The sequence below is a fragment of the Limosilactobacillus difficilis genome, from assembly GCF_947387495.1.
Taxonomy (GTDB): Bacteria; Bacillota; Bacilli; order Lactobacillales; family Lactobacillaceae; genus Limosilactobacillus; species Limosilactobacillus difficilis.
Genome location: NZ_CANDNU010000009.1, coordinates 22,918 through 44,751, shown reverse-complemented (window position 1 = coordinate 44,751; position 21,834 = coordinate 22,918). Strand labels below are relative to the sequence as shown.

Here is a 21,834-nt window from a genome sequence, read left to right as displayed (position 1 = left end):
GATGAAATGGAGGGGAGTGGATTCGAACCACCGAACCCGAAGGAATGGATTTACGGTCCATCGCGTTTAGCCAGACTTCGCTACCCCTCCATGGCGATTAAAACTAACCACAACAAGTATAATACAGACTTCCCCATCAAAATTCAAGGGTAAATTTAAATAAATTTCTAATGTCGATGATTTTTTGGGAAAATGTCGTGAAAAATGTGATTACTCAGACTTTCTGCATGAATGAAACTCAGATTATCAGTCATGAGAAGCATCCGTTCGTGATGGTGAACATAAAAAGTACAAAAGTAGCCATCCACGTAACCATTCGCGTGTACCAAACCGTGATAATTGTAGATCCCTCCATAATACGGAATCGGCTGGTGAGTGTGTGCCATCAAACGAGACAATGGTGACGGTGAACCGGAGCTGAGCCAGTTAAGAAACTTCCAGTAGTCCGCCGGGGAACTAAAGACTTCGGCACTGCCGGGAGTTGCCCCCATATCATCACGGATCGTCCGCCACGTTGGCATCGCCGGGTGGACCGCCCGCACCACTTGGCCCGGCCCAACTTCATTATAGAATTTCATGTGCAAGCCCAATGGCTGCCACAATTGTTGACGAAGCACTTGATGATAAGGTTTCCCACTGATCCGCGAAATAATACCAGATAGAAAGGCAAAATCCGCGTTGGAATAGTGCCAGCTAAAACTGTCTTTAACTTTGACATGGCGCAAGACATAGTGCATCTGGTCCGCTTCCGTTGGCAAATAGTGGCGCCGTGCCGACTTAACATCAGCACAACCACTAGTGTGGGTCATTAACCGTTCTACCGTAATCTGACTGGCAAACGGCACTGTCGGGTAATAACGGTCTAGACGGCTTTGCAAACTCAACCGCTGCTGCTGAACTAATCGTTGGGTGAGCAGTCCAGTGAAAACCTTCTGGAGGGAAGCAATCGGGTAGAGACGATGGGGCGTAATCAACTGGTCTTGCCGATGCACTTCCCAGGAACGATTGCGGACCGTCATCGGTTGCTCATCACCTGATCGATTGGAAATCATTACGATTGCGTTGGCATCTGACAAGTGGAGAGTTCGTTTAATCCGTTTAGCCTCCCGTAAGCGCCGCGAATTAGCCTGCCCGATATTGGCAGATGCTGTTGTCGTCCAGCAAATACATAAAAAGATACATCCCAATGCCAGCCACAGCTTTTTACCCATTTCTCATCGCCTCCCCGCTCAAAATCACAACTGCTTATGATGATACAACAAAACGCCGCAATCAAGTTTTGATTGCGACGTCAATCTGTCAACGTTAACCTTTTTTAATGACTTTTATTGGAAGAGGGCCCGATTATACTGGCCTTCCGCGGCAGTCGTATTGGAAACACAGACGAACGAATCCGGATCGGCGTTCTTCACCAGCCGTTCCAGATACTTCAATTGGGGGGCCTGTGCCACTACTAAAATGACCGTGGTTGGTTCATCTGTATAGATCCCGGTCCCGTTCAAAATCGTCGCTCCGTGTTCGAAGCTCTTCAACTGTTCAATCAACTGCTTGGGATGCTTGCTGAAGATCGTAACAGAAATGTCGTGTTGCAAGGTGAAGACATAGTCGATGACAAAACTGGTCACGATGATACTAATAGTACTGTAAATGATTTTGGAAGGGCCAAAGAATAACAGCGAAGCCAAGAGAATTCCGCCGTTGACAATGTTATTAATGAAACCGACCTTTCGGTGAAAACGGGTCTGGCAATAAGTCACAATGATATCAGTGCCACCGGTGGTAAAGCCGTTGTTAAAACAGAGTCCAACGCCAATGCCTAGCAGAATTGCCCCCAATAACGTATTGGTCAGCGGATCTTTGACAAAGGCAACTACGGGAATGATCTTCAGAAAGATGATATTAGACACCAGAGTCAGCAATGAAAAACCGATATACTGCCAACCAAAGACGAAGAGCCCAAAGATATAGAGAGGAGCATTGAGAATGGCCATCAGCAAACTCAAGCTCACGGTTACCCCGTTGCTTTGCATCACCGCCTGGATAACCTGGGCGATCCCCGTGATTCCCGACGTGTAGCAATGCGCATTCACTAAGAAGATATTAATCCCAATCGCTGCTAAAAAACCGAAGAGGATCGCAATCAGTGTACGCTTCGTAAAAGTTTTCCAGTTCAATTGCTTTGCCATTTAATCACTTCCTGACCGTGATTCTTCTTTCTGCTTTTTAAAGCGTTGGTAGTACCTGGCCAGGAGTTTGCCCACTTGCCGGCCAATCAGGCGGTAATCTTCTGTTGGCAAGTTAGCATTAGAAATCCGAATTTCACCGGGCCGGCTACCAAAGCCGACACCGTCCATCAAAACAACACCGTTTTCTTCGGCTAACTGGACCAGAAAATCGATTCGTTCAAAGTGATGTTCTAAGTACTGACGGAATGGATGTCCAAATCGCTTTTCAGCTAAGGAGTAAAGATTGATCAGAGAGTAGTATTTAGCATCCCCAGTTAAATCATGGTCGTCGCTAGTCATCCCCAGACCGATGTGCAGGTCGCGGGACCGCTGACTGACCAGCCGCCGAGCTCGTTGAATGTAATCGTCATGAACTCCATTGCCTAGCAAGTCAGTCAGGGCAAACAACACTTCTTGAATTTGTTGAGGCGTAGACAAACCAGCCGTGTGATAAAGACCAACTGATCTGCTGTCAGCTACCATCCGGTCAATAAAGTGGAAATTATCCGGATCCATCGTCACAATACTATAGCGCTCTTGCAAACGTTTCTTTTTGTCAGCAGGCGACTCCCGAATCAATTGGTCAAAAACATTGTGTTTATTGACAGCAATCAACCCTAAGCGACAGCCTGTGGCACCGTATAACTTTGAGAAGGAATATACGAGAAGGGTATTGTGTGGCGCAATCCCATAAATCGACTGAAAGTCCTTGACAAAAGGACCGTACACATCGTCAGTAATAATCATCAGTTTCGGATTGCGCTTGACCGCTTCGGCAATTGCGTGCAGAGCCGCTGGACTAAAGGCGTGAGAGGCCGGATTCGTTGGGTTAACAATGAAGAGGGCCTTAATGGTCGGATCATTCAGCTTTGCCAATTCTTTCGGGTCAATTTGCCAGTTGTTTTCACGTTCGGAACGTAAATTCATTTCAACCAACTGGTAGTCATTGAGCCGTGGAATCTCCAAGTATGGTGTAAAGATCGGTGTATTAATAGCAATCTTATCCCCGGACTTGATTAATTCATTCTCAACCAAGGAATGAAAAATATAATCAATTGCTGCTGATCCACCTTCAGTTGGAAAGAGTTCAGTCTGGCCCGCCAGATCATGTTCGTGATACAAGGTGTTTTGGAGATACTGGTTCAATAAGATTTCCGTATTTTTCAAAACACGGCTGGGATTCGGGTAATTATTGCCAATTACCCCGTTGACCATTTCGGCGAGAAAGTCGTCTTCGGACATCCCAAAATGATCATGAACAAAATTCAACGACTTCAACAAAAACTGGTCCACACTCCGTTGCGGATCCACAAATTGACGGAAACGTTCGCCGATCTTTTCCTCTTCAACGTAACCGCCCATGTCACCGCTACAAATCGTCCGGTTTGATTCACTGACGCCGAACTCAATCAACCGTGCCATTGCTAGCCGTGCTTTGGTATTAATCCAATTAGGGTTACCGCGCCCTGCATTTAATATTCGGTTATTGTGGTGATGGTGGTGTGCCAAAGTTAGCATCCGTTTTCCGACTTCAAACGCACCAAACCGCTCTAATTCAATTTCTTGCTGTCGTTCCATCATCATCACCCCCACTACTTATTTAAAAATCTGTTGTTGCAACTTTCTGCCGGTCGGCGTAGCAGCTAAACCACCTTCCGCCGTTTCACGGAAGGCTAGTGGCATTCGAAGACCGACTTTACGCATCGCTTCAATGACCTCGTCTGTTGGGATGATGCTCGTCATCCCCGACAAAGCCATATCGGCTGACACCATCGCCTGGCTAGCCCCCATGGCATTGCGTTTCACGCATGGCACTTCCACCAAGCCAGCGACCGGATCGCAGATGAGGCCCATGATGTTTTGCAGGTCAATCGCTACCGCCGCACTAGCCTGCTCAATCGTGCCGCCAGCTGCCAGCACAATGGAAGCAGCCGCCATTGCACTAGCCGTACCCACTTCTTCCTGGCAGCCTCCTTCGGCGCCGGCAATCCCAGCATTATTAGCAATGACAAGACCAAAAGCACCAGCAGTGAGCAGGTAGTCTAGCTGGTCCTGGTGGCTCAGTGATAACTCCTCGCTAACGGCTACCAATGTTCCCGCTAAAACCCCCGCTGAGCCAGCAGTGGGGGTCGCACAGATAATCCCCATCTTCGCATTGACTTCATTGACCGCAATCGCATTGCGGACGGCTTTGAGAACCGGGGACCCGGAAATTCCATGCTTTCCCGCCAGATACTGATCCATCTTTTTGGCGTCAAAACCACTGAGGCCGGTAACTGACTTAACACCTTTGACACCTTCTGCCACAGAATGTTTCATCACTGCCAAATCATGGTCTAAAATTTTGAGAATGTCCTCCCGACTGCGTTCGGTGTTCTCCTCTTCGACTTTCAGCATCAATTCAGGCAATGATTTTTCCTGGGATGCCTGTTGAACCAAGTCCTTAATCGAATAAAACATCTCTTCTTCACCCCCGCACTAGTCAAAATAGTTTACGCTGATCACGCCAGGGAAGGAACGAAGTTGACTTGCCATCCCCTTATGAACATCGTCTACTTCAATAATCATCAGGGCTTTGTCCCCCTCACCTGAACGGCTTACCGTCATCGTTGCAATATTAATGTTATTTTGACTAAACATTCGTGAAACAGAGGCAACCATCCCCGGAATGTCGTGTTGGATAATGACGTAGGTATTGGTACCGGGCGTCAAATTGACTTTAAAATCATCAATCTTGCTAATGTGAATGTTGCCACCACCGATCGATTCGCCAGTAACCGATAAGTGGTGATCATCCTTGATCAATTCGATTTTAGTGGTGTTAGGATAAGGCACCTCATCACTACTCGGGATGAAAACAACCTTGATCTTCTTCCGCTTCGCCACTTGAAGTGAATGGGCCAGGTCGACGTTATCAGGGGTCATTCCCAAAACACCACCCAAGATGGCCAAATCAGTCCCGTGGCCGCGATAGGTTTTCGCAAAGGATCCATAAAGGTGCACCCGTACATCTGATGGTTCTTCACCAAATAATTTACGGGCAATTTTACCGATTTTAGCAGCTCCAGCAGTATGCGATGAACTTGGTCCGACCATTACTGGACCAATGATGTCAAAAATGCTTTTAAATTTTAAGTCTTTCATTGCAATAACCTTTCCACAACTATCGATAAAATAAACCGCTGAGCTCACAGGGAACTAGCGGTTTATTTTTTACCTCATCAACTACCTATACTTGCAATTTACAGGTTTGGATCCATCTTGAAAGTCAAGTCTGAAAGGTCAGTGCCTTCAGTCAGCAGTTTGAAGAGCAGATCCTTCGTTGCCTTGTTGTAGTGTTCAGCAATCTTGTGGTTCTGTTCAGTTAAGTATTCAGTTAACTTGTCACCGCTCATGTCCTTGGTGTCTTCGTCAACCTTGTTAATCATCCGTTTTGCCCATTCATTGAGGTCCTTTTGGTAAGCCTCATCTTCTTCAATGAATTCTGCGTAATGGCCTTCAACAACTTCAGCCAATGCTTCGTAGAGCCAGTAAGCTGACTTGAGGTCCATCTTGTCAGGGAACTCACTGTATGATGGGTCAATTGCGTTGGCATTAGTGAAGAATGGAACGTGTGGGCAGAAACTCGGTACACCTAATTCGATCCATTGAACACCGGCGTCCCCTTGCTTGTCAGAGTCACGCATTTGAAGAATGTGTGATTGAGCAGTCCGTGACAGTGAAATCGCACGGTAAGTCTTCCGGTCGTGTTCGTTGCCGCCACCCAGCGGGTCGTACTTAGTTTCGTTGTAGTGTGACTTCAGAATGTATTGAATATCTTCAACATCAATCTTCCGGTTAGCCTTGCGAATAAATGGCATCTCGGTGTCTTCTGGGTTTTGTTCAATTTCTGGATTGAGATAACGTTGTGCGAACCATACACGTGGCGTGTTGTAGTGGTGGTCCTTTTCAGTGTTTGTACCGAAGATGTGCCGGAAGTCCCAACGGTCACGGTCTGGGTTCAGATGGTGTTCCTCAACGAATTCTTGAATTCCGTCAGCCCACATGTAGTTGTCAGGATCGTTGAAGTCGATGTCTTCGATGGCAACCTGGTTAGCAGCCACAGCGTAGCAATCGTCCGGAATCCGAACAGCTACCCACATGTGACCAGTAACGATTTCCATGTACCAAACTTCGTCCTTGTCATTGAATTGAACACCGTTACCTTCGGCTGAACCGTACTTCTTAACGAGTTCGCCGAGGTAACGAACACCATCACGCGCACTGTCAATGTATGGCAGTACCAAAGTGGTCATTGAGTCTTCAGCCAGGCCATTCTTAACAAATGGGTCAAATGCAAGGACACGTGAGTTAGCGTAAACACTTTCGGTAGCTGATTCACCAACATTCTTTTCGTTGAACCCGTCTTCTTCGTTAGGGCCCTTGTCCTGGTGTGCATCAGGAGTTGAGGTGTAACGGTAACCAGATTCCGGAAGCGGAACAGTCAGCTTGTTGTAAGCCGAAACATAAGTTTCATGGCGACCACTAACGGCAGGCATTACCGTAAAGCGCTTTGGGTGGATTGCAACCAGCCGGTCTTCGTTACGTGAGATGTAAGTTGAACCATCAGTTGAAGCATTTTTACCAACCATCATTGAAGTACATGCAGATCTTTCTAAACGGTCAATCATGATATTTCCTCCTTATTGTGTGCTCACAAACACACATAGCTTTCCTTAGGAATACTTCATCTATTAGAACATTTTGCTATTAACTCACCTTAATAATTAGGTGTTCATTATTGGAGATTTGATTTAAGTACATCAACAAACGAGTATAACGATATTGATCAGCTTCAGGAAATTCCTGAGCTAATTCGCGTCCGATCTGGTAGACACTGCGTTTTCCATTCACTTTTGAAAAGACGAAGCTGCCATACCGATCCAGTTCAAGATACGTCTCTTTTGGAATCCGAAAGTGCAGATATTTACGAACGAAATTTTGAATTGGGTGATTTTGTTCCCGAATAATAGTCACAATCCCTTTTTTCTTTTTGAAGAGCAACTCATCATTCTTGCGATACACCATTTGCTTCAAATCATCTTCCGTATAAACATCACCTGCCTTTTTCATAGCAGTGCCTCCTTTGATTATCAGCTATTAGTCATTACTGTTAGCGTTGTCAGCGTGTTTAATAGTCAGCAGCGGCCAAACAGTCCCGATAATCATAACGATTAAGAGGATAAAGGCAACGCCGTTCCCTGCTGCAAAACCGGTAAGGGTCTTGTCCTTAAGAACGCCAGTAACGTGGAGAATGATCCCAACCAAACCAAGGATAGAACCACCACAAATCAAACCAGTTGATAAGGAAATCCCTTGTGATACACGGGTCTTGCGCAAAGCCTTGTCCTTAGTAACCTTTTCAATGAAGAACCGCAGTAAGGCCCCAATTAAGATAACCGTCGTGGTGGACATTGGAAGGTAGAAACCAAGGGCAACTGTCATAATTGATAGGCCGACCATCTGGCAAACAAGTCCCATCACAATACCAACAATAACCATAACCCATGGCAGGTTACCAGAAAGAATCCCACTGGTCAAAGTAGCAATCAAGTTGGCTTGTGGCAGACCAAACGGTGGGTTAGAACCCTGAATTCGCAGCTGAGGTTCCAGCAGAACCGTCGTGCCGACTTCAATGATGACACCGATGATGGCAGCAATCATGAAGTAACGCGTTACTTCGTTCTTGTTACCGCCGACTAAGTAGTTAACCTTTTGGGTCTGGACATAGGCAGCACCAACGGAAATAGCCGTCACAATAAATACACCGAACATCAGCAGAACTTGCGTCTGGGCGTTAGACTTCCAGCCAAAGATGGCGAAGAAGAGAGTCATAATAACCAGACTGGCAATCGTCATCCCAGAAACCGGGTTGTTTGAACAGCCAATCGTTCCGGCCATCCGTGCAGAAACGATCACGAACAGCAAGGCCAACAGCAGTGATAAAATACCGCCAACAATGGCCATCAGAATGTTGCCAGAGATAAAGAATCCAACAAAGAAGATCGCAATAATAGCAATCAACAGACCGATCATTCCAAGATTGCTCTTGGAACCATCATTTTCACCCTTAGCATTCATAGTTTGCTTGATGGAAGTGCCAATAACTGGAATCAACTTAATGGCACCAACAATCCCACCACAAAGCATCATCCCAGCACCGATATAACGGCTGTAAGAGCCAGCCACCGCATCGACGTTCATCGTCTTCACAGTGATGGAAGCGTCATTCCAGACATGAACACCAGAACCAGCTAAGTGAGTGAAGTAACAAATCAATGGGGTAATCCCGAAGTTAGCCAAGAAACTGCCGGCAAACATCGTCAGAGCAACTTGAATCCCGATAACGAAACCGATCCCAGCCAGCATTGGGTTAACTTCCGTTGACCATTTCCAGCGATAACTGGCATTCCCAACGTAATTAATCGTACTGTTGACCAAACTGAAGAACTGGGTGGTGAGCATCGTAATGATGCCACCAACTGCAAAACCAATCCCCATGAACTTCAGTGAATCACCACCAGATTCACTGGTGACCAGCGCGTCATTAATGGCAACAGCTTCTGGGTAAATTAACTTACCGTGTTCTTGAACAACGAGGTAGTTCTGAACCAGGCTCGCAATCCCGATGGCAAACAGAACCGCCAGCGAACCGACGATAATCCCTGCCAAGAAGTTGACCTTACCACCAATAATAATGATGGCTGGCAAAACGTAGATCATCCCACTAGCAATGGATTCACCACCGGAACTCATCCCTTGCAGAATGTTCTTACCTAAAATACCTTTACTTTTTGCAAAAGCTGCAACAAGCCCTGCACCAATGATTGAACCCGGAATCCCAGCCGCAACAGTTAAGCCGGCCTTCATCCCAGAATAAGCAGTAGAGGCAGAGAAGATAGCGGCTAAAATAGCCCCCATCAATAAGATGACTCCGCTTCCACCATGTTTCGTACTACCATCGGTGACATAAGGCTTATAATTATTCTTTTCCGCAGCTTTTGAAGCAGCGCTTTTCATAATTAGTCCTCCTCACCACTAGGCATTAGCCGAGGAAATGTCCATCAGGATCATCAGCAAAGAAATGGTCGATATTCTTAGAAACATCGGCAAGATCAACATTCCCCCCAGAAACTAAGGCCACAATCTTTTTATCTTTCAACCACTTGTCATCAATCTTGTGAGCCTCAAGAGCTGCTGTTGGCAAAGCACCTGCCCCTTCAGTGATAATCTTCGTCCGCTGCATCAAGTCTTTCATGGCACTGGCAATTTCTTCTTCAGAAACCAGAACCATTTCATCAACAAATTTTTGAGCGTACTTAAAGGTAATATCACCAGGAGTGGCAACCGCCGTCCCGTCGGCAAGAGTCTTGCCATTGCTCTGGGTCGTGATCTTGCCGGCATCAAGTGATGCAGTCATACCGTGGACGTTTTCTGATTGGACACCGACGATATGAATATCTGGGTTGTAGCTCTTCAAAACAGCAGATACCCCAGAAATCAAGCCGCCACCACCAACCGGAATAATAACGGTGTCAACGTCCCATAATTGACGAATAATTTCAATCCCAATACTGCCCTGGCCAGCAATCACATCTTGATCATTGTAAGGATCAACAATTGTTAAACCTTCTTCAGCAGCTTTTTTCTCCATGTAGGCACGTGATTCATCAAATGTGTCCCCATGCAGAACGACTTTTGCGCCGTACCCTGCTGTCGCTTTCTGCTTAGCAATTGGTGCACCAGTCGGCATAACAACTGTTGCGTTGATCCCCAGCAGCTTAGAGGTTAATGCAACACCTTGGGCATGATTACCGGCACTGGCAGTGATCACACCGCGTTTCTTTTGCTCATCCGTCAGGTGGATGATCTTGTTAAAGGCGCCACGAAACTTAAATGAACCAGTCAACTGCATGTTTTCCAATTTCAGGAAAACATTTCCTCCAGTAACAGTCCGGCTTAAAAACATTGATTCAATCATTGGAGTAACTCGGCCGGTACCAACATGGTGAATTAAGTGGCCAGCTCCCCAAGCATCGCGCAATGTTATAAAGCCTGTGTGGTTAGAAGATAAGTTTTTTTCCTTAGCCATGGTCTATCCTCTTTTCTTTGCTAATAATCATTACATCAAATCAGTCAATTGATGGTAATCACTATTAACAGATTTAGCTAATCCCTCATTAACAACCTTGCCATGGTAAACATTAATACCACTAGCCAAGGCTTCGTCACGCTTGATGGCATTATCAATGCCGTCATGAGCGATCTCAAGCAGGTACTTGATGTTGCCACTAGACAATGCCATCGTAGCAGTCCGTGGAACAGCACCTGGTTGGTTAGGAACTGCGTAATGGATCACACCATACTTAGTGAAGACAGGATCCTCAATTGTCGTTGGGTGATCAATCGTTGCTACCGTTCCCCCCTGGTCAATAGCGACATCGATCAGAACGCTGCCCTTCTTCATGCTCTTTACCATGTCCTCAGTAACTAACTTCGGTGGCCGAGCACCAGGAATCAGAATCGTAGAAATGAAGACATCAGCTGTCTTGATCTCAGCCGCCAGATTTTCTGGTGTTGAGTTAATAGCTGTGAATTTTTGACCCTTAAAGTGTTCATTCAACCAGTCGATCCGTTCTTGCTTCAGTTCAATAATTGAAACTTCGCAACCCATCGACAGGGCCAACTCAGCACCATTAACAGCGGCATTGCCACCACCGAAGAAGACCACTTTCCCGGCGCTCACTTCTGGAATGCCAGGCAGTAGAATTCCTTCACCACCGTGCTGAGATTCAAGGTAGTAGGCTCCCATAATCACTGAACGACGACCGGCAATAGCACTCATCGGCTTCAACAAAGCTAATTGACCATTTTCGACAATTGTTTCACCACCAATGGCAGTTACTCCGGCTTTTTCCATTGCCTTAACCGTGTCAGGAGTTGAAGCTAAGTGTTGGAAGCCCCAAATGGCTTGACCCTCTTTGAAGTACTTGTATTCTTCAGGTTCAGGTTCCTTAACCTTAACAACTAAGTCTGCGTCCCATGCTTGTTCATGGCTGACAATCTTGGCGCCGACCGCTTCATAAGCTGAATTTTCAAAGCCAGATCCAGTTCCGGCTTGGTCTTCAACCATAACCTGAGTCCCAGCATCAATTAATTTCTTGACATTTGCAGGTGTGGCAGCGACACGACCTTCCCCAGCTTTATGTTCTTTTACGATTCCGACTTTCATCGTTTATCACGCCTCGCTTTAAATGTGCTTTATTTCTCTTACCCGGGCATGTTTAATATAGCGTAAGCGCATACAAGAATCAATTTCACAAAATTAGAACTACAAGAAATAAAAACAATTAATTTTGTTACTGAAATAGTGATATCATTGTGGTAAATGCTTTTATTAAATTATGTGAAAAAAATATTTTACAGAAAAGTAATCAGGTGCTTACTAATTTTCTAGTATTTTTTTAATTCTTTCTACTCTTTTTCTTACCAAATTAATTGAATTTTAAAGAGGAATCTTTCATCTACCCGCAAATGCCGTCCAGAGCGCTATTTGCCAAGCAAACAGCGTTAAAACAGCATCAAACGAGCTTGTTTACTACTTTTGCCAACTCGAACTGGACTACTACTCACCACTTCTATTAGAATTTGCTAAAGCGCTACCATTTAAGACTAATAAAATACCCAGCTGCCAAACTAGCATTTCTGCAAAACGCTAGCAGACAACTGGGTATAAGTTCATTGTGAATTAATTCTAATTAACGCCTTCCATAAGCGAACTGATCTTCTTCGAAAGACTGAAGAGAATCAGGCCACAGACAACGGAGACAACCCCAATTGCCAGGAAGTAAGCAATTTCTGTGTTCGCACTGTAAAGTTTAACAATCTGTGCGTTGACGGCTTGACCGGCCGCATCCGCCAGGAACCACATACTAAGCATCTGTGATTTGAAAGCTTCCGGAGCCAATTTCGTCGTGACGGAAAGACCAATTGGCGAGATCAGCATTTCCCCAATTTCGCACAGGAACCATGAGCCGACCAGCCAAAGCGGGCTAACCCGCCCCGTTGTTGTACCATGAATAATTCCTGGCAAGGCCATCCAAGCGTAGGATAAACCGGCAAAAACCAGACCGGCTGCGAACTTCGTCGGTGACGTCGGTTGCTTCTTCCAGTGATCCCAAAGCCAAACAAAGCATGGCGTCAAAATCATAATGAACAGTGGGTTCAACGTTTGGAAGTTAGCAGCGGCGAAGTGCCAGCTACCAACATGCAAAATCGTCCGTTTCTGAGCAAACAGGGCCAACACAACAGAGCCGGACTCCTCAATCCCCCAGAAAACTGCTGCCGCGATGAACAGTGGGATGTAAGCGAGGACCCGTGAATGTTCAGTCTTCGTTACTTTCTTGGAGTTGAGCATCATGATGAAGTAAATGATCGGCAATGCAATGGCGATGATCGTGATCAAACTGATGATGTTATTGACACTAAAACTGCCCATAACTGCCATCAGAGCCAGAATAACAACAACGGCAATGACTGCGATCACAGTCCAGAGAGTGATCTTATGCAAACTGTCCTTGTCGATCGGGTCTTCAGGATAAAGACTCTTCTGGCTCAAGTATTTCCGACCATCGATCGTGTACTGAAGCAAACCGAAGAACATCCCAATGGCGGCCAATGAGAAGCCGGCATGGAAGTTCATCGTGTTACCAAAGGCGTGGAAGCCAAAACCATTAGCGGCCCACGGCACAGCCCACGGAGCAACCGCGGCACCCAAGTTAACACCGAAGACAAACATTGAGAAACCGGAGTCACGCCGGTTGTCGCCTTTTGAATAGAGATCCCCAACCATGGAGGAAACGTTAGGCTTTAACAGCCCAGTCCCAATCACGATCAAAGCGATTGAAACGTAGAGGGCAGCGGCGCCGAGCGGCAATGACAGGGCAATGTGACCAAACATGATCAGGACCCCGCCGTAGAAGACAGTCTTTCGGCTGCCCCAAACCCGGTCGGCCAGCCAACCACCGACAACCCCGGATAGGAAGACCATTGAACCGTAAATTGACATGATCGAAGCAGCAGTCGTCTGATCAAATCCTAAACCGCCTCGACTGACCGCATAATACATATAGAACAAAAGGATGGCACGCATCCCGTAGTAACTAAAACGTTCCCACATTTCAGTGAAGAACAGTGTCGACAAGCCCCGCGGTTGCCCGAAGAAAGCTGTGTCTAGGTTTTTTCCTTTCCCCAATTTAATTCAAAACCCTTCTATAAAATATTAGTTCTCCAAAGTCAACTATTCCGTCAAATGTCACACATTTGTGAAATAATCAACGAATAAACATATGAATATTATACTAAATATTAAGAAAAAGCTCAAATAACCATGAGTAACAGATGAGAATTATTGATGAAAATAACGACACTTGTGCTTAACCATTTCATTGTCAGCCCTTGGAAACGCTTTATTTTTAAATGTTTTGCACTTTCCTTTCCTTAAGATTAGCAGTATTTAGATTAAAAAAGATCACTCTTAAAAGAAAAGAGACTAAGAAAGTCAGCTAACTTTCTCAGTCCCAATGATTGTAATGTTTGTCCTACAGCAAATGAATGTTATCTGCTTCACACTGGTCGATCATGTCCTGCGGCCAAACACTAGCTTGGACTTCACCAACGTGGGCTTTGCCCAACAGCAGCATGCACAGACGTGATTGACCGATTCCGCCACCAATTGTGTATGGCAGCTTGCCTTCCAGTAGCATCTTGTGGAATGGTAGCTCACTCCGGTCTTCACAACCGGCCGCCTTTAGTTGACGCCGCATTGCGTCTTCGTCCACCCGAATTCCCATACTGGAGATTTCCAGGCGTGTTTGCAATGGTTCATACCAGAAAACAATATCACCGTTGAGTTCCCAGTCATCGTAGTCAGGTGCACGGCCGTCATGCGGCTTGCCACTACGCTTCAGCGGTGCCCCGATCTTCTCTACGAAAATTGCGCCCCACTTTTTAGCTTCCTTCTCTTCCCGTTGCATTGGTTCGAGATCCGGATACTTATCTTCCAGTTCCTGCGTCGTGACAAAGTGAATGTCATCTGGTAAGTGGTAAACAGCCTGTGGGAACTTGTACCAAACTTCGTGTTCCATATGCTTGATCACTTTGAAGATCTTACGAACTACCTTGTGGAGAGTTTCCGGCGTCCGTTCTTCTTTGGCGATAATCTTTTCCCAGTCCCACTGGTCAACGTAAACGGAGTGGAAGTTATCCAGTGTTTCATCTTTCCGGATGGCGTTCATGTTGGTGTAGAGTCCTTCATGCATTTTAAAGCCGTAGCGTTTCAGCGCGTAACGCTTCCACTTGGCGAGGGAGTGTACCACTTCAATAGTCTCCCCTGGCATGTCCTTCATCGTAAAGGAAACCGGACTTTCAACACCGTTTAAGTTGTCGTTCAGCCCCGTACTCTTTGGCAAAAACATCGGTGCTGACATCCTTTGCAGATTCAATTCCTTGCCAATTTCATCCTGGAAAGTTTCCCGAATGTAGCGAATGGCCCGTTCCGTGTCACGAACTGAAAGACGTGGATCATAATCTTTAGGTAAAATCAAACTCATAATCATTTCTCCTTTTCAGACAAAGCTAAACAACAACTTTAACGTGGACGGAGAACAAAAAAAGTCCTTCGTCCACCACAATAGGGACGAAGGACTTCGCGGTACCACCCTAGTTGCCTACCTCTAAGCAGGCCAACTTCATTACGAGCACAATCATGCTCTCCGGTGGTAACGTTCCGGTAACGGCGCATCCTACTCTGCTAAGCATTTGGGACTGCGATCCGGGAAAGGGTTATTCGGATTCCCAGTGTCTTTCGAGTTCTCACTACCCCCGAATCACTATCAGAATTAGAAATCTTACTCTGCTTTCTCATCGTCTTTTAATTATTGACTATTATTTTACTCACCTTCATCAAAAATGCAAGGCCTTTTTCGATTTTTATATAGAAAAGCAGCTGCTTCCCTCAACAGCTGCTTTGATCTAGCTTGACGCGCTGGGAAGCTCCCAGTGCCAAGAGTAAATTCCTTTCGGTGGTTATCTGTCCCCCTGGACTCCACCATTATGGTTCTTTAATTAGAACTTGCGTCCTAATACGGCTGAACCAAACATTGCCAACACCATTCCAAAGGATGCGATCACGGCTGCAAGGCCGTGCTGACGACTGCTTTGTTGACTAGCAACGGGGGCAGTCGTTGAAGCCCCTGTATCCTTAGCCTTTTGAACTAAGGAACTAGCGCGGTTTCCCATCACCACGCTAGCATCAGTAGCTTGAACCAGTTTCGTTGTCCCGGCTGCTAGGCTGGCCAACTGAAACTCCGGTGTCCCCACACCCGGGTTAGTCTGACTGGCTTTTGCTACTGACTTCTTGCCACTCACGGCTTGACGACCGGCGGCAGGAAGCTGAACCATCACTGAGCCAAAGTTGAGGCTGTTTTTTTCCCCTTTAACAGCAGCGAGAAGACTTTGGTGCCGAACCAACTGTTGAATCCCATTGGCCATTACCGGAGCTTCCTCAGCAGTATTGGCCAATGTCATGGCCATCGGTACATTCAAACCAATTTGTTTCAGTGTCGGCTCGATATTTGAACTGTTAACAATCGCATTGTTATCGGCTTGCGCATTGGTAAGGATTTGTTGCTGCTGCGCCTTTAAGGCAGCCAACCGAACGATGTCCCCGTTATTCAGCGCATTTCGTTGATCCCAGTAATTTTGCTGCAATTGCTTCAGCTCTTGCTGCAGGTTGACATTAATTGCCTGAAGCTTACGACCATGGGAGGCCGTCAGGTTCATTAGCTGGTTGTTATTAACACTGACGACCTGGTTCAGCAATGACGCTTCGTTGTTCTTGGCAGTCTGCCACATGGCTTCGGCACTCGCCAAGTTCACCTTGCGCTGGGCCGCCAAGCTTGCCGAAATGTTATGCTGAGCTGCGTCAATGCTGTTCACAATTCCCAGCGACTGAGCGTCCCCACCATACATCCGGGAGCCAGTGGCATTATTAACGTTCGACGTGGTCTGATACAGTCGATCAGCACTCATGCTGGTCATATTCACAAAGCCCCATCCGTCGATAATGTAGGCATAGTCCAAACCAGACATATTCGGGTGGCCGTCACGGTGCGAGAAGAAGTGACTGTTTTCCTTTTGAAAACGCACCGTCACAACTCGCAAGTAAGGACTCAGGGTATTAGCGGCATGACCACCGGCAGTGCGGCCAGCGTTCATATTATTGCTGTAAAGTTCTCCATAGAGCATGCACTGCAGAGAGTCATAGAGACTGATTGCATAAGCAAGCATCGTGGAATGATAGCCCTGAATCTGGTAGAGATCCTCCATCCAGGTCCGACCAGATTTAGTAATTCCCTGTTGCTTCAGGTAGTTCCAATCAATCCCCCGGCCGTTGTAAAGACCGAAATAAGTATTCTCGGCATTGTGGAATTCATTCAGCTGAATTGGTTCCCGCATTGCTTTCGGCCACGTTTTGCGTGTTGAGGTTGTCAGTAGTGTGGGTGTTAGCAGAAAGCTGCCCATCTTCGCGCATTCGCAACAAAATATTGCCGATCGCTTCACCGCCAGCTGTCTTGACCAGCCGCTGCGGACGCGGCGCATTGCTATCGTGCAGCGCTGCATAATAATAGCTCCGGTACTGATCGTAGACAGTCTGCCGGAACTGATCGACCCAGTTGATGGCCAGGTCTTCCAAAACTTCCTTCTGGCTATCGGACAAGCCATTATTGAAGTCGACCGCTTCAGAATGATCATTTGCCGGATCGTAAACCAGCATTCCTGGTTCAAAAGTTAGCGGCAACTGGTCCAGCGACGTTAGCCGATTGGCAGCAGTATTAACGATATCGTCAGGCGTCCCGTCATTATGGTGGACAAAGACGTCTTCCCATTCTTCCACATTCAATTTACCAAAGTCCGAATTAGCAAATTCAGCACTGTTGGCTGACTTAGCTAACATATGACGACCATTAGCCGTATCTTGAAGTTGATTAGCTGGAATTACCGTCGCGGCTTTCACAACAGAGGCTGCCAAATTATTATTAATCTGTTGAACCTTTTGGTTATAAAGGTTCGTCGCCTGAGTGTAACTCTGTTGATTTGAACTCAGTTGGCGATTATATTGACTCTGGTTATTTTGCTCCTGGTTATTAAATGAGCTAGCATACCCATTGTCAACTGTGTTGCGGGCATTAGCAGCTTGCTGATATGCCTGTCCAACCGCTGCGTTAAAACTTCCCAGCAATTGATCACTCTCATCTTGCTGAACAGCAGTGGCATTATTATGAAGCTGAACTGTCGAAGCATGAACCTGACTGGCATTAATTCCTAACGCCGCCGCGGCAGCTAATGTCGTTGTTAAAACTACCCGTGCACCATTCATTTTTTGCTGACCCCCATTTCAGATCGGTGATTGACCAATTCAATCAAGTCACCACGAATCTTGTAACTTGTCCCCCGTAAATTCAGGTGTACTTTAACAAGTCAAAATATACATGGGAATAGCAAATGGTAAATTGGTTAAACAGTTTATCGGGTTTTAACAGTCATTTTATTTTATAAATTTTATTGTCAAAATTTAAAAACAGCAGAGCTGATTAGTCTCAATCGGCGGTGTTTCAGCTTTTTAGTATTTATGGTCTATTAGGTTCGGCGTACTTAAAAATACTTTTTTGCTTAGTAGTCTTCTGACTGGAAATAATAATTTTTGCGGTTTTTTTCGGCGAAAAAAGTTTAATTAATTTAACGACCAGTTCAAACTAAGTTCTTCTTATAGGCATTCCCTTTGTCTTTGCCCACAACGCAATCTAAATTAATCATCAGCCAAATAAAAAAGAAAGTACTATTTTTTAGAAGGTCTAGTCCAAAAATAACATTTTTTATCATCTTAAAATTATTTTCTTAAAGCTGTCGCTGATTTGTTCTTAATAGTACTGTTGATTACTAGGATCACGGTCGTTCCTAATAGCTAAATACTCTTAAGCTCTTCTTAAAAAGTAATTAGTAAAACGTTTTATGAAACAGCTGTGCCCCAGTGATCTGATCGATTATTTATCAAACGATTATTTTAAATAATGACATTAGTTCTTTTAACTAAGGATTAATAACATAATTTAAAATATATTAAAAGCATATTTTACTTTTTGCTCTCTAAATTCGTTCATTTTTTCTATCATTAGTTTTGCCAATCAAAAGTAAGTAATTGAATTTTAGCACCTATAAGTGAATTAAATAGATTATTTCGAGCATTAATGTCTAACAAACGTCTGGCATTGCCCTCCGAAAGAGACTTCAAGATGATGGGTATATATTCAAACGCAAAACCTTTTATAAGCTGGATATACAACCAATATTCACACTAACACAGACAAAAAAGGGCGCCTCGCTAAACTAGCTGAGGTGCCCCCATACCAAGGAAGGTTCTTAATTTTAACTTTTTCTACTATATTAATAGGCGATTAACGATCCTGATGGTTAAGCTGCTTGGCTAAGATGTCACCAACTACTTGGATAATCAGGACAAAGAGCAGAACCAAGAGGGTTGCGACCAAGGTGACGTCATTATTAAAGCGGTCGTAACCGTAGGAAATAGCCGTGTTCCCCAAACCACCAGCACCGATCGCACCGGCCATGGCAGTCAGGCCAACCAGACTGATCAGGGTAACCGTCGAGACCCGCACCAATTCTGAACGGGCTTCCTTGAGATAAACGTCCTTAATAATGTCCCAATTGGTAGCACCAATAGCTTCAGCCGCCTCAACTTTTCCGTGGTCCACACTTTCCAGAGCAACTTGCACCTGCCGGGCATAAAAGCCAAAGCAACCAATGGTCAACGGAACCAGCGCAGCTGTCGTCCCAATCTGCGTCCCAACAATCAGCTGGGTCAACGGAGCAATAAAGGCTAACAAAATAATGAAGGGAATTGCCCGAAAGATCGAAACAATCTTGTCACAGATATTAAACCAGAAGCGATTGGCTAAAATGCCGCCCGGCCGGGTGATGACAAGGGCCACTCCGAAAATCAAACCTAAGATTCCTCCAAAGATAGCTGGCCAGAAGGTCATGTAGAGCGTTTGGACAATCGATGTCCACCAGCCGTTTTCGCCGCCCCATCCGAGTTGGACTACATTCGGTAAAAGATTACTCATTCCAAATCCTCCTATCATCAACCTTGGTTACAGTAACATTGTTATCATTTAAGAATTTTACCGCTGCTTGTCTCTGCTCATCAGCGCCCTTGACGATGACAAAGAGTGTTCCGACTGGCTGGCCGCTCAGCACCTCGACGTTTCCATACAGGATGCTAGCTTCCACGTTCAATTGCCGGTAAAGTTCAACAATGATCGACTGGGTGACATTATTGCCGTTGTAAACCAGCTGGAATAGTTCCTCGTCTTCTAGATGATCAAGGTCAAAGGCCTTCAGCGTGTCGATAGCGGCCAGGGAGCCCCCGACAAATTGCCGGGTCAATTCCTGTTTTGGCCGCAGGAAGACATCCTGTAGCTTCCCCTTCTCAATGATTTTGCCATGTTCCATGACGGCAATCTTGTTAGCTACTCGCTTAACGGCATCCATTTCGTGCGTGATCAGGACAACCGTCAGGCCAATCTCGCGATTCAGTTTCTTTAACAGGTCCAAAATCTGGTTTGTATTTTGCGGGTCCAGGGCTGACGTCGCTTCGTCAGAAATCAGTATTTTCGGATCGTTGGCTAAAGCCCGGGCAATGGAAACCCGCTGTTGCTCCCCACCGGAGAGCTGAACCGGGTAAAAATCAGCTTTATCTTTCAAGCCTACCAGTTCTAGCAATTCCAGGGCCTTCTTTTCTTGGGCATCCTCATCCAAGTCGCTGTGTTTGAGCGCAAAGAGGACGTTTTCAATCACGGAGGTTTCGTTTAGCAAGTTGAAATGTTGGAAGATCATCCCAATATTGCGCCGCTTAGTCTGCAATTCCTTTTTGCTGACTTGCTGTTGATGATCCTTGAAAAAGATATCCCCATCTACCGTGACGCTTCCTTCTGACGGCTGCTGCAAGAGATTGATCGTCCGTACAAGGGTGGATTTGCCGGCACCGGAATAACCAACGATCCCGTAGACATCGCCCGGCTGAATCTGCAAGTTTACGTCTTGCACCGCATGGACGACTTCCTTGCCCTGTTTGAAGGTCACACTAACGTTATTTAAATCGATGATTGGCTGTGCCATGCAAATTCCTCCTCTTACTTGTTAAAGTTCAAGTTCCAAGCGGACAGTTCCTTGTTGCCGTAGTACTTCTTGATCAAGTGCTGAGTCTTCTTCGTTTGGAAGGACTTCACAACATCTTGGTAGGCCTTCTTATTACGATCGCTCTTCTTAGCAGCAATAATGTTGACCCATTGCTTGGAATCCTTGTTAGTTGGTTCCACGAAGATCACTGACTTGTCGGTCAGGCCAGCAGCCTGGGCGTAATTGGTATTGATTACCGCAGCATCGACATCCTTCAGTGAGCGAGCGGTTTGATCAGCAGCCAATTCCTTGAACTTCAGGTTTTTGCTGTTCTTAGCAATGGAGTTAGCCGTTGCTAAAGTTGTCCCTTTCTTCAGAGTGATCAAGCCAGCATTCTTTAAGGCAACCAGGGCCCGTGATTCGTTCGTTGCGTCGTTTGGAATGGCAATCGTTGCGCCATCAGGCAAGGACTTGATGTTCTTGTACTTATTAGAGTAAACCCGGATTGGGGTGATGTAAGTGTCACCGATCGAAACGATGTTGGTCTTGTGAGCCTGATTCCAGTTCTTCAAGAACAACTTGTGCTGGAAAGCGTTCAAGTCGATGTCCCCATTTTGCAGAGCCTTGTTCGGTTGGTTATAATCAGTGAATTCTTTCGTCTTCACGGTAACATGGTACTTGTCTTTGGCCGTTTTGGCAACGGACTGCCAAATCTGTTCATTATGCTTGTCACCGGACATAATCCCGACCGTGACCGTTTGCTGACTCTGTTGACGCGGCCGTACAAAACTGAAGTAGCCAATGATGATAATAACCAGAGCAACAACTGTCCAAATAATTGTGTTTCTCCTCTTCCGACTCTTCCGCATAACAAAAACTCCCTTTCTCTAAAAGATATCAATAATAGCTTTCAATTAACCAAACTGACCGACAAAAAAGCACCCGTCCTTTAAAAAATTTAAAGGACGAGTGCTCGTGTTACCACCTTTATTCGTCAAGTCGTCACCGACCTGACCTCAGTAGGTTACTCCAAATGAAATCAGAATTACCTAGCACTAATAACGTGTGCTAACCCGTCACCGGCTAAATATCGCCGGCACCATTCCAAGCCCATTTTCAGCACCTACACTTACTTCTTTTCACCAGCCAGAAGCTCTCTAAAAAAGCTTTGATACTTACTCTGCTTTTCGATATGTTTCGCGTTTGATTAATTGATTATGTGTTTATTATAATAATTCTCTCATTCTTGTCAACACTTTTTACAAAAAAAATCTCGCCTGCCCGCGATATCCTGTTTAGCCGCACCTTAATG

General features: G+C 45.7%; 17 protein-coding genes, 1 tRNA gene and 2 other annotated features. All 18 genes read right to left on the bottom strand.

Features of this window, described 5'->3' with window-relative positions; genetic code table 11:
* Positions 1-7: 7 nt before the first annotated feature.
* Positions 8-90 (bottom strand) — tRNA-Tyr (locus tag QOR82_RS03100).
* 77 nt (positions 91-167) lie between these two features.
* Positions 168-1,211, bottom strand: coding sequence for a serine hydrolase domain-containing protein (locus QOR82_RS03095; RefSeq protein ID WP_283583310.1), 1,044 nt, complete (start codon positions 1,209-1,211; stop codon positions 168-170).
* A gap of 114 nt (positions 1,212-1,325) precedes the next feature.
* A complete protein-coding gene (locus QOR82_RS03090; protein ID WP_283583309.1) occupies positions 1,326-2,186 on the bottom strand; it encodes a YitT family protein in 861 nt (286 codons plus the stop codon).
* Positions 2,187-3,803 carry a bifunctional aspartate transaminase/aspartate 4-decarboxylase gene (locus QOR82_RS03085; RefSeq protein WP_283583323.1) on the bottom strand — a complete coding sequence of 539 codons (1,617 nt, stop codon included), beginning with the start codon at positions 3,801-3,803 and terminating at the stop codon, positions 2,187-2,189. It abuts the gene before it with no gap.
* 18 nt (positions 3,804-3,821) lie between these two features.
* Complete coding sequence (gene sdaAA, locus QOR82_RS03080) at positions 3,822-4,685, bottom strand: L-serine ammonia-lyase, iron-sulfur-dependent, subunit alpha (RefSeq protein ID WP_283583308.1); 864 nt, start codon at positions 4,683-4,685, stop codon at positions 3,822-3,824.
* Positions 4,686-4,703: 18 nt separating this feature from the next.
* Positions 4,704-5,369 carry an L-serine ammonia-lyase, iron-sulfur-dependent subunit beta gene (gene sdaAB / locus QOR82_RS03075; protein ID WP_283583307.1) on the bottom strand — a complete coding sequence of 222 codons (666 nt, stop codon included), beginning with the start codon at positions 5,367-5,369 and terminating at the stop codon, positions 4,704-4,706.
* A 98-nt stretch (positions 5,370-5,467) separates the two neighbouring features.
* Positions 5,468-6,895 (bottom strand): C69 family dipeptidase, encoded by a 1,428-nt coding sequence (locus QOR82_RS03070; protein WP_283583306.1) that lies wholly within the window; start codon positions 6,893-6,895, stop codon positions 5,468-5,470.
* Between the two features lie 79 nt (positions 6,896-6,974).
* Complete coding sequence (locus tag QOR82_RS03065; RefSeq protein WP_283583305.1) at positions 6,975-7,337, bottom strand: PqqD family peptide modification chaperone; 363 nt, start codon at positions 7,335-7,337, stop codon at positions 6,975-6,977.
* Positions 7,338-7,364: 27 nt separating this feature from the next.
* Positions 7,365-9,284 carry an OPT/YSL family transporter gene (locus tag QOR82_RS03060; protein ID WP_283583304.1) on the bottom strand — a complete coding sequence of 640 codons (1,920 nt, stop codon included), beginning with the start codon at positions 9,282-9,284 and terminating at the stop codon, positions 7,365-7,367.
* Positions 9,285-9,309: 25 nt separating this feature from the next.
* Positions 9,310-10,356, bottom strand: a complete 1,047-nt coding sequence (gene tdcB, locus QOR82_RS03055; RefSeq protein WP_283583303.1) for a bifunctional threonine ammonia-lyase/L-serine ammonia-lyase TdcB — start codon at positions 10,354-10,356, stop codon at positions 9,310-9,312.
* 30 nt (positions 10,357-10,386) lie between these two features.
* Complete coding sequence (ald, locus tag QOR82_RS03050) at positions 10,387-11,496, bottom strand: alanine dehydrogenase (RefSeq protein WP_283583302.1); 1,110 nt, start codon at positions 11,494-11,496, stop codon at positions 10,387-10,389.
* A 522-nt stretch (positions 11,497-12,018) separates the two neighbouring features.
* Positions 12,019-13,518, bottom strand: coding sequence for a peptide MFS transporter (locus QOR82_RS03045; RefSeq protein ID WP_283583301.1), 1,500 nt, complete (start codon positions 13,516-13,518; stop codon positions 12,019-12,021).
* 346 nt (positions 13,519-13,864) lie between these two features.
* Positions 13,865-14,875 (bottom strand): aspartate--ammonia ligase, encoded by a 1,011-nt coding sequence (asnA, locus tag QOR82_RS03040; protein WP_283583300.1) that lies wholly within the window; start codon positions 14,873-14,875, stop codon positions 13,865-13,867.
* 79 nt (positions 14,876-14,954) lie between these two features.
* Positions 14,955-15,198, bottom strand: a binding site (T-box leader).
* A 191-nt stretch (positions 15,199-15,389) separates the two neighbouring features.
* Positions 15,390-16,781 (bottom strand): hypothetical protein, encoded by a 1,392-nt coding sequence (locus QOR82_RS03035; protein ID WP_283583299.1) that lies wholly within the window; start codon positions 16,779-16,781, stop codon positions 15,390-15,392.
* Positions 16,756-17,703 (bottom strand): hypothetical protein, encoded by a 948-nt coding sequence (locus QOR82_RS03030; RefSeq protein WP_283583298.1) that lies wholly within the window; start codon positions 17,701-17,703, stop codon positions 16,756-16,758. The genes QOR82_RS03035 and QOR82_RS03030 overlap by 26 nt, the downstream gene beginning before the upstream one ends.
* Positions 17,704-18,778: 1,075 nt before the next feature.
* Positions 18,779-19,486 carry a methionine ABC transporter permease gene (locus tag QOR82_RS03025; protein WP_408612907.1) on the bottom strand — a complete coding sequence of 236 codons (708 nt, stop codon included), beginning with the start codon at positions 19,484-19,486 and terminating at the stop codon, positions 18,779-18,781.
* On the bottom strand, positions 19,461-20,522 hold the full coding sequence (locus QOR82_RS03020; protein WP_283583296.1) for a methionine ABC transporter ATP-binding protein: 1,062 nt from the start codon (positions 20,520-20,522) through the stop codon (positions 19,461-19,463). Before QOR82_RS03020 ends, QOR82_RS03025 begins: the two co-directional genes overlap by 26 nt.
* Before the next feature lie 14 nt (positions 20,523-20,536).
* Positions 20,537-21,391 (bottom strand): MetQ/NlpA family ABC transporter substrate-binding protein, encoded by an 855-nt coding sequence (locus QOR82_RS03015; RefSeq protein ID WP_283583295.1) that lies wholly within the window; start codon positions 21,389-21,391, stop codon positions 20,537-20,539.
* A gap of 89 nt (positions 21,392-21,480) precedes the next feature.
* Positions 21,481-21,722, bottom strand: a binding site (T-box leader).
* Positions 21,723-21,834: the final 112 nt, after the last annotated feature.